This is a genomic window from Pseudomonas sp. PS01299, from assembly GCF_029960145.1.
In the GTDB taxonomy this organism is placed as follows: Bacteria; Pseudomonadota; Gammaproteobacteria; order Pseudomonadales; family Pseudomonadaceae; genus Aquipseudomonas; species Aquipseudomonas putida_A.
The window spans coordinates 1-15,598 of the sequence record NZ_JASCPO010000134.1 but is presented as its reverse complement, the minus strand read 5'-3'; the positions used below and the strand labels follow the sequence as shown (position 1 = coordinate 15,598).

Genomic DNA, 15,598 nt, shown 5'->3' with positions numbered 1-15,598 from the left:
GCTTGCTCCCGCTGGACTGCGTAGCGGGCCCCGCTTCTCAGTTGAACAGCGGGGCCGCTTCGCGTCCTGACGGGCAAGCTCCCTCGCCACAGGTAATTTGTTGCTACATAGAATCCGTAAAACAAAAACGGCACCCGAAGGTGCCGTTTCCGTTTCCAGCCAGCCGAGCAATCAGCCCGCCAGACCCGCCTGCTGAACCAGAGTCAGCAATGGCTGCGGGTACACACCGAGGAAGAACGCGACCAGGGCGATGGCCAACAGCATCACGCCGCCTGCCTTCTGTTCCCAGTGCAGCTGGGCGTCGTGGCGACGCAGGTTCGGTTCGATCAGGTACAGGGTGACCATCACGCGCAGGTAGTAGAACACGCCGATGGCGCTGCCCAGTACCAGCGAACCGACCAGCCACCATTGGTGCGACTCGACACCGGTGGCGATGATGTAGAACTTGCCGATGAAGCCAGCGGTCAGCGGGATACCGGCCAGGGACAGCATCATCACGGTCAGTACCGCGGTCAGGTACGGACGGCGCCAGAACAGGCCGCGGTACTCGTACAGCGCGTCGGCGTCACGGCCGTTGTACGGCGAGGACATCAGGGTGATCACGCCGAAGGCGCCAAGGCTGGTGATCACATAAGTCACCAGATACACGCCGATGGCTTCCACCGCCAGACCCTTGCTCGCCACCAGCGCGATCAGCAGGTAGCCGAAGTGCGCGATGGACGAGTAACCGAGCAGACGCTTGAGGTTGCTCTGGGTCAGGGCCAGCAGGTTACCGAACAGGATCGAGGCGACGGCGATCACGCTCAGTACGTCGCTCAGCACGCCACTGCTCGCGGCAGGGGAGATCTGGAACAGACGCACCATCACCGCGAACACGGCAACCTTCGACGCCGTGGCGAGGAACGCGGCGACCGGCGCCGGAGCACCTTCGTACACGTCCGGCGTCCACAGGTGGAACGGTACCAGCGACAGCTTGAACGCCAGACCGATCAGCATCATGCCCAGACCCAACTGAGCCAGCGAGCTCGGCAGGTTGGTGGTGGCCAGCGCCTGACCGATACCGACGAAGCTCAGGGTGCCGGCGTCAGCGTAGAGCAGGGCCATACCGAACAACAGGAACGCGGAACCGGCGGCCGACAGCACCATGTACTTGATACCGGCTTCCAGCGAACGCTTGTTGAAGAAGGCGTAAGCCACCAGACCGTAGACCGGTACCGACAGCAGTTCCAGACCGATGAACAAACCGGCCAGGTGCTGCGCGCTGACCAGAACCAGACCACCGGCGGCGGCCATCAGGATCAGCAGGTACAGTTCTTCACGGTTGCCCGGGTAACCCGAACCGCCATCGCCGAGGTAGGCGTGGGCGAGGGTCACACAGGCGAGGGTGGCGACCAGGATCAGCGCCATGTACAGGCAGGCGAAGGTGTCGACTTGCAGCAACGGGGTCACGGCCAGAGGCGCGACTTTCAGGGCTGGCAGGATCGACAGCAGGGCCAGGTTCAGACCGGCGACCGAGATCAGGAAGGTCTGCGAGTGGTTGCGGCGCCAGGCGATTGCCAGCATCACCACGATAATGGTGAGGCTGGTGATCAACAGTGGCGCAAGCGCAATAAAGTGTTGAATCGTGAATTCCATAGCGCTCTTACCGGGCCGAAGCGAGTTGAGTGAAGGCGGTGCCGAGCCACTGCTGCACGCCATGCATCGTGGCGGCGGAAGTGTCGAGGAACGGTTGCGGGTAGACGCCGAGGTAAATCAGCAGCACCGCAAGGCCCAGCACCATGATCAGTTCGCGACCGTCCATGCCGTGCAGTATCGAATCCGATTTCGACGGACCGAAGTAGGCACGGTGGATCATGATCAGCGAGTAGACCGAACCGAACACCAGACCGGAGGTGGCAATCGCGGTGATCCATGGCGCACTGGCGAACGTACCGATCAGGATCAGGAACTCGCCGACGAAGTTACCGGTACCCGGCAGACCCAGCGAGGCGGCGGCGAAGAACAGGCTGATCGCCGGCAGGTAAGCGATACGCGACCACAGACCGCCCATCTCACGCATGTCACGGGTGTGCAGACGCTCGTACAGCTGACCGCTGAGGATAAACAGTGCCGCGGCCGACAGACCGTGCGCCAGCATCTGGATCACTGCACCTTGCAGCGCCAGTTGGCTGCCGGAGTAGATGCCGATCAACACGAAGCCCATGTGGGAAACGGACGAGAAGGCGATCAGACGCTTGATGTCGGTTTGCGCGAACGCGAGGAACGCACCGTAGAAGATCCCGATCAGACCGAGGGTCATGGCGATCGGCGCGAACTCGGCCGAAGCATTCGGGAACAGCGGCAGGGCGAAACGCAGCAGACCGTAGGCCGCGGTTTTCAGCAGGATACCGGCGAGGTCGACGGAACCGGCAGTCGGCGCCTGGGCGTGCGCGTCAGGCAACCACGAGTGGAACGGTACGACTGGCAGCTTGACCGCGAAGGCGATGAAGAAGCCGAGCATCAGAATGTACTCGGTGGTCATCGACATCTTGGTCTTCAACAGGTCGGCGTAGTTGAAGGTAATCACGCCAGTGTTGTTGAAGTTGACCAGCACCAGACCGAGGATCGCCACCAGCATGATCAGGCCGGAAGCCTGAGTGAAGATGAAGAACTTGGTTGCTGCGTAGATCCGGGTTTTCTTGCCGTCCGAAGAACTGTGACCCCAGAGCGCGATGAGGAAGTACATCGGCACCAGCATCATTTCCCAGAAGAAGAAGAACATGAACAGGTCGAGGGCGAGGAACACGCCGACCACGCCGCCCAGGATCCACATCAGGTTCAGGTGGAAGAAGCCAACGTGACGTTGAATCTCTTTCCACGAGCAGAGTACCGAGAGGATACCCAGCAGGCCGGTCAGCAGGATCATCAACAGCGACAGACCGTCGAGGGCCAGGTGCACGTTGATGCCGAAGCGCTGGATCCAGACGTGCTTGAACTCAAGCGCCCAGGTCGGATCGGCGCCAGGCGCCGGAGCAAATGAATAGTCACCGTGGGCCCACAGCCAGAGGCCGAGGGCGAGTTCCAGGGTCATGGTCAACAGCGCAATCCAGCGGGGGAGGGTAGCGCCGAAGCGCTCACCCATCCAGCACAGCAGGCCGCCGATGAAGGGGATCAGGATTAGCCAAGGCAGAATCATGACGGGCTCGTTTCCTTTCGCAAATTCGCAAGGTTCATATCAGACCGCTACCAGCACGATGGCGCCGATTACCAGCACGGCACCAGCAGCCATCGAGGCGGCATACCAACGCAGTTGACCGGTCTCGGTGCGGCTAAGGGCGGTGTGACCACCTTTGGCCATACGCGGGATCAGACCGATGGTCTGGTCGAGCGGGTCTCTGCGCAGTACATGGCTGATCGCAAGGTACGGCTTGACGAACAGTTTGTCGTAGATCCAGTCGAAGCCCCAGGCAGCGAACCACCAGGCCGAAAGGAAACGGCCGATGCCGCTGTTGGCGATCGCGGTCACGAAGCGACGCTTGCCGAGGAACAGCAGGGCCGCCAGCAGGATACCGGCCAGGGCGATGGCGCCCGAAGCGATTTCCAGACTGTGCTTGGCTTCGCCACCGGCATGGCCAACGCTCTCAGGCAGTACGCCGTGCAGCGGTGGAACGATCATGGCGCCGACGAACGTCGACAGCACGATCAGCACCGACAGTGGCAGCCAGTGAGAGATACCGTGACCGGCGTGGGCTTCGGTCTTGGCTTCACCGTGGAACGTGATGAAGATCAGACGGAAGGTGTACAGCGAAGTCATGAACGCGCCGACCAGACCTGCGTAAAGCAGACCGTGGTTGCCGCTGGCGAACGCTTCCCAAAGGATTTCGTCCTTGGAGTAGAAGCCTGCGGTGACCAGTGGCAGGGCGGCCAGTGCAGCACCACCGACGATGAAGCTGGCGTAGGCCAGTGGCAGTTTTTTCCACAGACCGCCCATCTTGAAGATGTTCTGCTCGTGGTGGCAGGCAACGATCACCGCACCGGAAGCAAGGAACAGCAGGGCCTTGAAGAAGGCGTGGGTCATCAGGTGGAAAATCGCGCCATCCCAGGCACCAACGCCCAGCGCCAGGAACATGTAGCCGATCTGGCTCATGGTCGAGTAGGCGAGGATACGTTTGATGTCGGTTTGTACCAGTGCGGCGAAACCTGCGAGAACCAGCGTCACACCACCGACGATGCCGACCAGGTGCAGGATTTCCGGCGCCAGGGTGAACAGACCGTGGGTACGGGCGATCAGGTAGACACCGGCGGTCACCATGGTTGCAGCGTGGATCAGTGCCGACACCGGGGTCGGACCGGCCATCGCGTCCGCGAGCCAGGTTTGCAGTGGCAGTTGCGCCGATTTACCGACCGCGCCACCCAGCAGCATCAGGGTCGCCAGGGTGATCCAGAAGTCGCCGACCTGGAATTTCTGCGGTGCCAGCACCAGCAGTTCCTGGATGTTCAGCGTGCCCACTTGCTGGAACAGGATGAACAGGCCGATGGCCATGAACACGTCGCCGATCCGGGTCACGATGAAGGCCTTGAGTGCGGCGTTACCGTTGTTGCGGTTGCTGTAGTAGAAACCGATCAACAGGTACGAGCACAGGCCCACGCCTTCCCAGCCGAAGTACAGGAACAACAGGTTATCGCCGAGTACCAGGAACAGCATGCTGGCGATAAACAGGTTGGTGTACGAGAAGAAGCGCGAGTAGCCCGCTTCGCCGCGCATGTACCAGGACGCGAACAGGTGGATCAGGAAACCCACGCCCACCACCACGCCGAGCATGGTGATCGACAGGCCATCGATGTAGAGGGCGAAGTCAGGCTTGAATCCTTCGACCGCCATCCACTTCCACAGCACCAGGGTGTAGTGACCACCTTCGGGCGGCGCGACGTTGAATTGCCAGATGACGTAGGCGGCGACAATCGCCGACAAGCCAATGGAGCCCACGCCGATCAGCGCCGAGAGGTTTTCCGACCAGCGTCCACGGGAGAACGACAGCAGCAGGAAACCGATCAGAGGGAATACAAAAGTCAGAAAGATTAGGTTCATCCGCGCATCTCACTGGCAGCGTCGATATCGAGCGTGTGGAAGCGGCGATACAGTTGCAGCAGGATCGCCAGGCCAATACTGGCCTCGGCGGCTGCCAGACTGATCACCAGGATGAACATGATCTGTCCATCCGGTTGGCCCCAACGGGCGCCTGCAACGATGAAGGCCAGTGCAGAGGCGTTCATCATCACTTCCAGACTCATCAACACGAACAAAATGTTGCGGCGGACCATCAGGCCGACCAGACCAAGGCAGAACAGGATCCCGGCAACGGCCAATCCATGTTCGAGAGGGATAGCAGGCATGTCTTACTCCTTCGCCTCGTTACGGCCCAAATGGAACGCCGTGACGGCTGCAGCGAGCAGCAGCATCGAGGCGAGTTCGACCACCAGCAGATACGGACCGAACAGGCTGACGCCCACGGCTTTTGCATCGACGGTGGTGTGGCCGATGGCCTGGCCGCTCTGGTGAGCGAACAGCACATACAGCAGTTCGGCCAGCAGCAGGGCGGCGAGAATCACCGGCCCTGCCCAGATGCCGGGCTTGAGCCAGGTGCGTTCCTGCTGAACCGAGGCCGGGCCCAGATTCAGCATCATCACCACGAACACGAACAGCACCATGATGGCGCCGGCGTAGGCGATCACTTCCAGCACGCCGGCGAACGGTGCGCCGAGGGCGAAGAAGGTCATGGCCACGGCGATCAACGAGATGATCAGGTAGAGCAGGGCGTGCACAGGGTTGGTGTTGGTGACCACACGTAGCGTGGACACAACCGCGATACCCGATGCGAAATAGAAAGCGAATTCCATCGTTCTTCCTTAAGGCAGCAAGCTCTTCACGTTGATCGGTTCGGCTTCGTTCTGCGCAGAGCCTTTCGGCTTGCCAGCGATTGCCATACCTGCAACACGATAGAAGTTGTAATCAGGGTTTTTGCCGGGGCCGGAGATCAAAAGATCTTCTTTCTCGTACACCAGGTCCTGACGTTTGAACTCGGCCATCTCGAAATCCGGAGTCAGCTGGATTGCGGTGGTCGGACAGGCTTCCTCGCAGAGACCGCAGAAAATGCAGCGCGAAAAGTTGATACGGAAGAAGTCCGGGTACCAGCGACCGTCTTCGGTTTCAGCTTTCTGCAGCGAGATGCAACCTACCGGGCAAGCCACGGCGCACAGGTTGCAGGCTACGCAACGCTCTTCGCCATCGGGGTCACGGGTCAGGACGATGCGACCACGGTAGCGTGGTGGCAGGTAGACCGGCTCTTCCGGGTATTGCAGGGTGTCGCGCTTGCGGAAGCCATGGCCGAAGACCATGACCAGGCTGCGCAACTGGGTACCGGTACCCTTAACGATGTCGCCAATATATTTGAACATGGGTCAAATCCTCACTGAACCGCAACCGCAGGTGTGTTCCACAACACAACCGCAGCGGTTATCAGCAAATTGATCAGGGTCAGTGGCAGGCAGAATTTCCAGCTGAAATCCATCACCTGGTCATAACGCGGACGCGGGATGGAAGCGCGCAGCAGGATGAACAGCATGATGAAGAACGCGGTCTTCAGTGCGAACCAGACGAAGGACAGTTGCGGCAGGATGCCGAACGGACCGTGCCAGCCACCGAAGAACAGGGTGACCAGCAGCGCCGAGATCAGGATGATGCCGATGTATTCACCGACGAAGAACATGCCCCATTTCATACCGGCGTATTCAATGTGGTAACCGTCGGCCAGTTCCTGTTCCGCTTCCGGCTGGTCGAACGGGTGACGGTGAGTCACGGCGACGCCAGCGATGAAGAAGGTACAGAAGCCGAAGAACTGCGGAATGATGAACCACAGGTTCTGCGCCTGGTACTCGACGATGTCGCGCATGTTGAACGAGCCGACCTGCACCACGATGCCCATCAGGGCCAGGCCCATGAACACTTCGTAGGACACGGTCTGCGCCGAAGCACGCAAGCTGCCGAGCAGGGCGAACTTGTTGTTGCTCGACCAGCCGGCGAACAGCACCGCGTAGACCGACAGACCGGCCATGGCGAAGAAGAACAGCAGGCCGATGTTCAGATCCGCCACGCCCCAGGTCGGGGTGATCGGGATGATCGCGAACGCGATCAGCAGGGCGGACATGGCGACCACCGGTGCCAGGGTGAAGATCACCTTGTCGGCAAACGGCGGGGTCCAGTCTTCCTTGAAGAACATCTTCAGCATGTCGGCGGCGATCTGGAACATGCCGAACGGGCCAACGCGGTTCGGACCGTAACGGTCCTGCCACCAGCCCAGCAGGCGACGTTCGACAAAGCTCAGCAACGCGCCCGCGACCACGACGGCCAGCAGAATCACGATGGCTTTGATGACCGTCAGGATCACATCGATCACTTCAGGGGTGAACCAGGTCATTGCGCTGCCTCCTGCAGACCGTCGACGGACAGGCCGGCGAATGCCGGTGGAATGCCGGCGATGCCCGCAGGCAAGGCCACCAGACCCGCGCCCAGTTCTTCATTGATGCGCAGCGGCAGACGCAGGGTCTGGCCGGCCACGTTCAGGCTCAGCAGAGCACCGTCGTTGACGCCCAGGCGATCCGCTTCGGATTTGGCCAGCGCCACGTACGGAGCCGGGATGCGTTCCTGTACCGGTGCGGCTTTCGACGAGTTTTCGTCGCTGCCGAACAGGTGGTAGAACGGCACGGCCTGCCAGGTGCCCGGCGCCGGGTTGAATGCGCGCGGAGCAGCGGCGAACCAGTTCAGCGAATCGCCGGTGCTTTCGATCAGGCGGGTGCCCGGGTCGCCTGCACGCAGGTGACCACCGACTTCGTCCTGGAACTTGTTCCAGGCTTGCGGCGAGTTCCAGCCCGGCGACCAGGCAAACGGTACCTGCTGACGCGGTTCGGCCGAGCCCGAGTAACCTTCCATGGAGAAGGCAAACGCGGTGTCTTTGTCTTGCGGGGTGCGCGGTTCGTGAACGCTGATGTCGGCGCGCATCGCGGTGCGACCGGAATAACGCAGCGGCTCACGCGCCAGTTTCAGACCCTTGATGCGGAACGCGGCAGACGGCGCGGCGTCGACGATACGCGCCAGTTGCTCGGTGCTCGAAGCCACGGCAGCGGTGACGTGGTCGAGTTGCGTCCAGTCGATCGGCTGGTTCAGCAGGGTCGAGCGCAGGGCGTGCAGCCAGCGCCAGCCTTCGTGAACCAGGATGCTCGCATCCATGTATTGCGGATCGAAAACCTGGAAGAAGCGCTGGGCGCGGCCTTCCTGGCTGACCAGCGTGCCGTCGCCTTCAGCGAAGCTCGCCGCTGGCAGAACCAGTTGCGCGCGGTCGCTGGTGGCGGTCTTCTGGTGGTCGGCAACGATCACTACTTTCGCAGCGTTCAGCGCGGCATCGACCTTGGCTTTCGAAGTACGGGTGTACAGATCGTTTTCCAGCACGACGATGGCGTCGGCCTTGCCGTCGATCACGGCTTGCAGCGCCGCGTCGACCGATTCGCCACCGAGCATGGCCAGGCCAAGGCTGTTGGCTTCCGGCACGATCAGGCTGATCGAACCGTTCTTCTCGCGCAGCTTCAGGGCTTTGGCGATGTTCGCAGCGGCTTCGATCAAGGCTTTGGAACCCAGCGAAGTACCGGCGATGATCAGCGGACGTTTGGCCGCGAGCAGGGCGTCAGCGATGCGCTGAGCCAGTTCCAGTGCTTCGGCGTCCAGACCTTCGACGGCCGGGGCGCTGGCGTCCAGCGCGTGAGCCACGGCGAAACCGATGCGCGCCAGATCGTCCGGAGCGGCGTGAACGCACTCTTCCGCGATGTCGTCGAGCTTGGTTTCGGCCAGGCTGGCGATGAACAGCGGGTTCAGTTCGTGCTGGCCGATGTTCTTCACCGCGGCGTCGAGCCACGGCTGAACGCGCATGGCTTCGGCCATATCTTCAGCTTTGCCCTTGACCGACTGACGCAGGGACAGCGCCATACGGGCGGCGGTCTGGGTCAGGTCTTCACCGAGGACGAAGATCGCGTCGTGGTCTTCGATGTCGCGCATGTTCGGCACGGGCAGTGGGCTGTCTTTGAGCACTTGCAGGACCAGACGGATGCGCTCCAGTTCGGAGGCTTCGATACCGGAGTAGAAGTGCTCGGCGCCGACCAGTTCACGCAGCGCGTAGTTGCTTTCGAGGCTGGCACGCGGCGAACCGATACCGACGATGTTGCGCCCGCGCAGCAGATCGGCCGCCTTGTCCAGCGCCTGATCCAGGCCCAGCTTGGTGCCGTCGGCCAGCAGTGGCTGACGTGGACGGTCGGTGCGGTTGACGTAGCCATAACCGAAACGGCCACGGTCGCACAGGAAGTACTGGTTCACCGAACCGTTGAAACGGTTTTCGATGCGACGCAGTTCGCCGTAACGCTCGCCCGGGGAAATGTTGCAACCGCTGGAGCAGCCATGGCAGATGCTCGGCGAGAACTGCATGTCCCACTTGCGGTTGTAGCGCTCGGAGTGAGTCTTGTCGGTGAACACACCGGTCGGGCAGACCTCGGTGAGGTTGCCGGAGAACTCGCTTTCGAGGGTGCCGTCTTCAACGCGACCGAAGTACACGTTGTCGTGGGCGCCGAATACACCGAGGTCGGTGCCGCCGGCGTAGTCCTTGTAGAAACGCACGCAGCGGTAGCAGGCGATGCAGCGGTTCATTTCGTGGGAAATGAACGGGCCCAGTTGCTGGTTCTGGTGGGTGCGTTTGGTGAAGCGATAACGGCGCTCGTTGTGGCCGGTCATCACCGTCATGTCTTGCAGGTGGCAGTGACCGCCTTCTTCGCACACAGGGCAGTCGTGCGGGTGGTTGGTCATCAGCCATTCGACAACACTGGCGCGGAATGCCTTGGATTCTTCATCGTCGATGGAGATCCAGGTGTTGTCGGTGGCAGGGGTCATGCAGGACATGACGATGCGACCACGGGTGTCGTTCTCGTCGGTGTACTGCTTGACCGCGCACTGGCGGCAGGCCCCGACGCTACCAAGCGCGGGGTGCCAGCAGAAATAAGGGATGTCGAGGCCCAGCGACAGACATGCCTGTAACAGGTTGTCTGCCCCGTCGACTTCGAGCGCTTTGCCGTCTACGTGGATAGTGGCCATGGTTCAAAGGTCTTCGTTGGCCCGGTGTCAGCGGGCGTGGCTAATGGAATCTTGTTATCCGTCCGAATCCAGTCAGCCCCGAAAGGCGTCATCGGACGAAAGGCGAAGGGCACGGACCCTTCGCCTTTTTAAGCGTTTACGCGCCGATTACGATCGGCCTTGCCAGAGGCGGGACGGCGGCGCTTGCAGGCGCGATACCGGCTTCGAACTCTGGACGGAAGTATTTGATGGCACTGCCCAACGGCTCCACGGCACCCGGTGCGTGAGCACAGAAGGTCTTGCCTGGGCCGAGGAAGCCGACCAGACCCAGCAGGGTCTCGATGTCGCCTGGCTGACCGCGGCCTTCTTCGATGGCCATCAAGAGCTTGACGCTCCATGGCAGGCCATCACGGCACGGGGTGCAGAAACCGCAGGATTCGCGAGCGAAGAACTGCTCCATGTTGCGCAGCAGGGAGACCATGTTGACGCTGTCGTCCACCGCCATGGCCAGGCCGGTACCCATCCGGGTGCCCACTTTGGCGATGCCGCCGGCGTACATCTGTGCGTCGAGGTGTTCCGGCAACAGGAAACCGGTACCGGCGCCACCTGGCTGCCAGGCCTTGAGCTTGTAACCGTCGCGCATGCCGCCGGCGTAGTCTTCGAACAGTTCGCGACCGGTGACGCCGAATGGCAGCTCCCACAGACCCGGATTCTTGACCTTGCCGGAGAAGCCCATGAGCTTGGTGCCCATGTCTTCGCTGCCTTCGCGGGCCAACGATTTGTACCAGTCAACGCCGTCGGCAATGATCGCCGGCACGTTGCACAGGGTTTCGACGTTGTTCACGCAGGTCGGCTTGCCCCACACGCCGACGGCGGCAGGGAAGGGCGGCTTGGAGCGCGGGTTGGCGCGGCGGCCTTCGAGGGAGTTGATCAGTGCGGTTTCTTCACCGCAGATGTAACGTCCGGCGCCGGTGTGGACGAACAGTTCGAAATCGAAACCGCTGCCCAGAATGTTCTTGCCCAACAGGCCCGCAGCCTTGGCTTCTTCCACGGCACGATTCAAGTGCTTGGCGGCGGTGGTGTACTCGCCACGCAGGAAGATGTAGCCACGGTAGGTTTTCAGTGCGCGGGCACTGATCAGCATGCCTTCGATCAGCAGATGGGGCAGTTGCTCCATCAGCATGCGGTCTTTCCAGGTGTTCGGCTCCATCTCGTCCGCGTTGCACAGCAGGTAGCGGATGTTGATGGATTCGTCCTTGGGCATCAGGCCCCACTTCACGCCAGTGGGGAAGCCTGCACCGCCGCGACCTTTGAGGCCGGCGTCTTTCACGGTCTGGACGATGTCGTCCTGAGCCATGTCGGCGAAGGCTTTGCGCGCAGCGGCGTAACCGTTCTTGGCCTGGTATTCGTCGAGCCACACGGCTTCGCCGTCGTCACGCAGACGCCAGGTCAGCGGGTGAGTCTCGGCCGAACGCTTGATGCGGTTGGCGGGACCGAAAGATGTCAGGGTCATACGTAGCCCTCGAGCAGTTTGGCCACGCCGGCAGGCTGCACGTCGCCAAAGGTGTCGTCGTCGATCATCAGCGCCGGTGCCTTGTCGCAGTTGCCGAGGCAGCAGACAGGCAGCAGGGTGAAACGACCGTCGGCGGTGGTCTGACCCAGGCCGATGCCCAGATTGTTCTGGATTTCGCTGACCACCGACTCGTGGCCGCCGATGTAGCAGACCATGCTGTCGCAGACGCGAATGATGTGGCGGCCGACCGGCTGACGGAAGATCTGGCTGTAGAACGTCGCCACGCCTTCAACGTCGCTGGCCGGGATGCCGAGGATCTCGCCGATCGCGTACAGGGCGCCATCCGGCACCCAGCCGCGCTCTTTCTGAACGATCTTCAGGGCTTCGATCGACGCCGCGCGCGGGTCTTCGTAGTGATGCAGCTCGTGCTCGATGGCCGAGCGCTCGGTTTCACTTAAGGTGAAACGGTCTGTCTGGATAAGCGTGCTGTTCATGCTTAGCGGTCCACGTCGGCCATAACGAAGTCGATACTACCCAGGTACGCAATCAAGTCCGCGACCATGCTGCCTTTGATCACCGAAGGGATCTGCTGCAGGTGCGGGAAGCTCGGAGTACGGATCCGGGTACGGTAGCTCATGGTGCCGCCGTCGCTCGTCAGGTAATAACTGTTGATGCCCTTGGTCGCTTCGATCATCTGGAAGGATTCGTTGGCCGGCATGACCGGACCCCACGAAACTTGCAGGAAGTGCGTGATCAGGGTTTCGATGTGCTGCAGCGTGCGCTCTTTCGGCGGCGGCGTGGTCAGCGGGTGATCCGCCTTGTACGGGCCTTCCGGCATGTTGCGCATGCACTGGTCGATGATCTTGATGCTCTGGCGCATCTCTTCGACGCGCACCATGCAGCGATCGTAGGCATCGCCATTGGCGGCCAGCGGTACTTCGAACTCGAAGTTCTCGTAGCCGGAGTATGGGCGCGCTTTACGCAGGTCGAAGTCGCAACCGGTCGAACGCAGGCCGGCACCGGTGACGCCCCATTCCAGGGCTTCTTTGGTGTTGTACTGGGCGACGCCGATGGTCCGACCTTTGAGGATGCTGTTCTGCAGGGCAGCCTTGGTGTACTCGTCGAGGCGCTTTGGCAGCCACTCAACGAAGTCTTTCACCAGTTTGTCCCAGCCGCGCGGCAGGTCGTGGGCGACGCCACCGATGCGGTACCAGGCCGGGTGCAGACGGAAACCGGTAATGGCTTCGATCACCGTGTACGCCTTCTGGCGGTCGGTGAAGGTGAAGAACACCGGGGTCATGGCGCCGACGTCCTGGATGTAGGTGCCCAGGAACAGCAGGTGGCTGGTGATCCGGAAGAACTCGGCCATCATGATGCGGATGACGTCGACCTTCTCCGGGACCTTGATGCCGGCCAGCTTCTCGACCGAGAGCACGTACGGCAGGTTGTTCATCACGCCGCCGAGGTAGTCGATACGGTCGGTGTACGGGATGAAGCTGTGCCAGGACTGACGCTCGGCCATCTTCTCGGCGCCACGGTGGTGGTAACCGATGTCCGGTACGCAGTCGACGATCTCTTCACCGTCGAGTTGCAGAATGATGCGGAACGCACCGTGAGCCGAAGGGTGGTTCGGGCCCAGGTTGAGGAACATGTAGTCCTCGTTGGCCCCGGAGCGCTTCATGCCCCAGTCTTCAGGACGGAAGCGCGCGGCTTCTTCCTCAAGCTGCTGCTTGGCGAGGTTGAGGCTGAACGGATCGAATTCGGTGGCGCGCGCCGGGAAGTCCTTGCGCAGCGGGTGACCTTCCCAAGTAGGCGGCATCATGATGCGCGACAGGTGCGGGTGGCCTTTGAAGTCGATGCCGTACATGTCCCAGACTTCACGCTCGTACCAGTTGGCGTTCGGCCAGATGCTGGTGACGGTCGGCAAGCTCAGGTCGCTTTCGGACAAGGCGACTTTGATCATCACGTCACTATTACGCTCAAGCGACATGAGGTGATAGAACACGGTGAAGTCGGCGCCCGATGGTAGCCCTTGACGCTTGGTGCGCAGACGCTCGTCCACGCCGTGCAGGTCATAGAGCATGACGTACGGCTTGGGCAGGTTACGCAGGAAGGTCAGGACTTCGACAAGTCTGGCGCGCGCCACCCACAGCACCGGCATGCCGGTGCGGGTCGACTGAGCGGTGAACGCTTCGGCGCCAAAACGGTTGTTCAATTCGACGACCACATCCTGGTCGTCTGCCTTATAAGGCGGGATGTACAGAGCGCTGCCTGTAGTCATGGTTATTTTTTCGCTTTCGGTCAACGTAAAGAATGAAGCCAGCTTCTCGTTTCTTTGAAACAGACTGGATCAGACTTCGTCAGGGCTGCGCAGATTGGTGACTGCGATTCGCTGTTCGCGGCGCTGTTCCTTTTGCGAAGGCATGTCGGCGCGATAGACGCCTTGGTCGCCAACGACCCAGGAAAGCGGACGACGCTCCTGTCCAATCGATTCCTGCAACAGCATCAAGCCTTGAAGGAATGCTTCTGGACGAGGCGGGCAGCCAGGTACGTAGACGTCCACAGGCAGGAACTTGTCCACCCCTTGAACCACGGAGTAGATGTCGTACATGCCACCGGAGTTGGCGCACGAACCCATGGAGATAACCCACTTAGGCTCGAGCATCTGCTCGTAGAGACGCTGAATGATCGGCGCCATCTTGATGAAGCAGGTACCGGCGATAACCATGAAGTCGGCCTGACGCGGTGATGCCCGGATAACTTCGGCGCCAAAGCGCGCGATGTCGTGGGGGGCCGTGAAGGCGGTGGTCATTTCCACGTAGCAGCACGAAAGGCCGAAGTTGTACGGCCACAGGGAGTTTTTACGCCCCCAGTTGACCGCGCCACTCAGCACGTCTTCGAGCTTGCCCATGAAAATGTTTTTGTGAACTTGATCCTCTAACGGATCGGAAACGGTTTCCCGTTCGCCGATCGGATACTGCTCGTTAGGAGCATCGGGGTCGATTCTGGTGAGATTGTATTGCATTGCCAAAGCCTCATTGTTTCAGCTTCGCCTGCCGCTTGCGACGAGCTTCCGGAGCCCAGTCAAGGGCGCCCACTCGGAACAGGTAGACAAGACCTGCCAACAGAATTGCTATGAAAACGAGAGCTTCGACGAATCCGGTCCAGCCGCTTTCGCGGACGGACACAGACCATGCAAAGAGAAAGAGGGCTTCGATATCGAAGATCACGAACAGCATCGCGACCAGATAGAATTTGGCTGAGAGCCGCAAGCGGGCGCCACCTGTAGGTAGCATGCCGGACTCGAACGGTTCGTTTTTGCTGCGGCCCCAGGCTTTTGACCCGAGGAGGCTGGAGACGCCAAGCATGAAGGCACACAGGCCGACGACACCCAGAAGGAAAATGGCAAAGCCCCAGTTGTGGGCCATGAGTCCTGTCGCTTCGGGCATGCTGGTAATCCTTAACAGAGAGCAAAGGTCTCTGAGCTTGATAAAGAAATAGGCAGTGACGATATGTCGCAGCAATCAATCGCGCTGATTTTATGGCTAAACACCCGGCAAGTAAAATTCCTATAGCGAAATTATTTATTGGAATAAGGACATAGCGTACCTCCAATGCCCTGCAGCCCATGCGTTGCGGGCATTAGCCGGGTTTATGCAAATAATGTTTTGTAGGGAATGTAACGAACATAGTTGCCGCTAAATGATAATTGATATCGTTTGCAGGGGTTTTGTAACTGTTTAGCGGTGCAGTAAACAGAAAGTTGTCTTATATGCCTGTTACTGCAAGTAGCGGTGGCGCCCGTTTTAGCTGATTTTTCTGGCGTTGGTACCGCTCTGGATCAATGTTTTTGTCCGAGCGACGTCCATCCCTGTAGGAGTGAGCCTGCTCGCGATAGCGGTGGGTCATTCATACATGTGCTAGCTGACAAACCGCTATCG

Annotated in this window: 13 protein-coding genes; all 13 read right to left on the bottom strand. The window is 60.7% G+C overall.

Translation table 11 applies throughout. The features are described from left to right. Nucleotides 1-171 precede the first annotated feature (171 nt). The 13 genes from nuoN to QMX91_RS20510 all read right to left on the bottom strand — a co-directional run bounded on the left by nuoN (nucleotide 172) and on the right by QMX91_RS20510 (nucleotide 15,106). Complete coding sequence (nuoN, locus tag QMX91_RS20570) at nucleotides 172-1,635, bottom strand: NADH-quinone oxidoreductase subunit NuoN (protein WP_096795642.1); 1,464 nt, start codon at nucleotides 1,633-1,635, stop codon at nucleotides 172-174. A gap of 7 nt (nucleotides 1,636-1,642) precedes the next feature. Beyond that, the gene (gene nuoM, locus QMX91_RS20565) at nucleotides 1,643-3,175 is read right to left on the bottom strand and encodes an NADH-quinone oxidoreductase subunit M (protein WP_003223785.1); all 1,533 of its coding nucleotides are present in this window, start codon (nucleotides 3,173-3,175) and stop codon (nucleotides 1,643-1,645) included. 39 nt (nucleotides 3,176-3,214) lie between these two features. Next, on the bottom strand, nucleotides 3,215-5,068 hold the full coding sequence (gene nuoL / locus QMX91_RS20560; RefSeq protein WP_007964862.1) for an NADH-quinone oxidoreductase subunit L: 1,854 nt from the start codon (nucleotides 5,066-5,068) through the stop codon (nucleotides 3,215-3,217). Next, nucleotides 5,065-5,373 (bottom strand): NADH-quinone oxidoreductase subunit NuoK, encoded by a 309-nt coding sequence (gene nuoK, locus QMX91_RS20555; protein WP_003223790.1) that lies wholly within the window; start codon nucleotides 5,371-5,373, stop codon nucleotides 5,065-5,067. The genes nuoL and nuoK overlap by 4 nt, the downstream gene beginning before the upstream one ends. 3 nt (nucleotides 5,374-5,376) lie before the next feature. Further along, nucleotides 5,377-5,877, bottom strand: coding sequence for an NADH-quinone oxidoreductase subunit J (nuoJ, locus tag QMX91_RS20550; protein ID WP_003223793.1), 501 nt, complete (start codon nucleotides 5,875-5,877; stop codon nucleotides 5,377-5,379). A 9-nt stretch (nucleotides 5,878-5,886) separates the two neighbouring features. Next, on the bottom strand, nucleotides 5,887-6,435 hold the full coding sequence (gene nuoI, locus QMX91_RS20545; RefSeq protein WP_003223795.1) for an NADH-quinone oxidoreductase subunit NuoI: 549 nt from the start codon (nucleotides 6,433-6,435) through the stop codon (nucleotides 5,887-5,889). Between the two features lie 11 nt (nucleotides 6,436-6,446). Next, nucleotides 6,447-7,454: an NADH-quinone oxidoreductase subunit NuoH gene (nuoH, locus tag QMX91_RS20540; RefSeq protein WP_007964859.1), complete on the bottom strand. Its 1,008-nt coding sequence runs from the start codon at nucleotides 7,452-7,454 to the stop codon at nucleotides 6,447-6,449. Continuing rightward, nucleotides 7,451-10,165, bottom strand: a complete 2,715-nt coding sequence (nuoG, locus tag QMX91_RS20535; protein WP_225138482.1) for an NADH-quinone oxidoreductase subunit NuoG — start codon at nucleotides 10,163-10,165, stop codon at nucleotides 7,451-7,453. Before nuoG ends, nuoH begins: the two co-directional genes overlap by 4 nt. A gap of 136 nt (nucleotides 10,166-10,301) precedes the next feature. Continuing rightward, on the bottom strand, nucleotides 10,302-11,657 hold the full coding sequence (gene nuoF, locus QMX91_RS20530) for an NADH-quinone oxidoreductase subunit NuoF (RefSeq protein ID WP_041073222.1): 1,356 nt from the start codon (nucleotides 11,655-11,657) through the stop codon (nucleotides 10,302-10,304). Next, the gene (nuoE, locus tag QMX91_RS20525; RefSeq protein ID WP_003223804.1) at nucleotides 11,654-12,151 is read right to left on the bottom strand and encodes an NADH-quinone oxidoreductase subunit NuoE; all 498 of its coding nucleotides are present in this window, start codon (nucleotides 12,149-12,151) and stop codon (nucleotides 11,654-11,656) included. Before nuoE ends, nuoF begins: the two co-directional genes overlap by 4 nt. A 2-nt stretch (nucleotides 12,152-12,153) precedes the next feature. Next, nucleotides 12,154-13,938, bottom strand: a complete 1,785-nt coding sequence (gene nuoC / locus QMX91_RS20520; RefSeq protein WP_027614664.1) for an NADH-quinone oxidoreductase subunit C/D — start codon at nucleotides 13,936-13,938, stop codon at nucleotides 12,154-12,156. A 69-nt stretch (nucleotides 13,939-14,007) separates the two neighbouring features. Further along, nucleotides 14,008-14,682, bottom strand: coding sequence for an NADH-quinone oxidoreductase subunit B (locus QMX91_RS20515; RefSeq protein ID WP_003223809.1), 675 nt, complete (start codon nucleotides 14,680-14,682; stop codon nucleotides 14,008-14,010). A 10-nt stretch (nucleotides 14,683-14,692) separates the two neighbouring features. Continuing rightward, nucleotides 14,693-15,106, bottom strand: coding sequence for an NADH-quinone oxidoreductase subunit A (locus tag QMX91_RS20510; protein WP_003223812.1), 414 nt, complete (start codon nucleotides 15,104-15,106; stop codon nucleotides 14,693-14,695). Nucleotides 15,107-15,598: the final 492 nt, after the last annotated feature.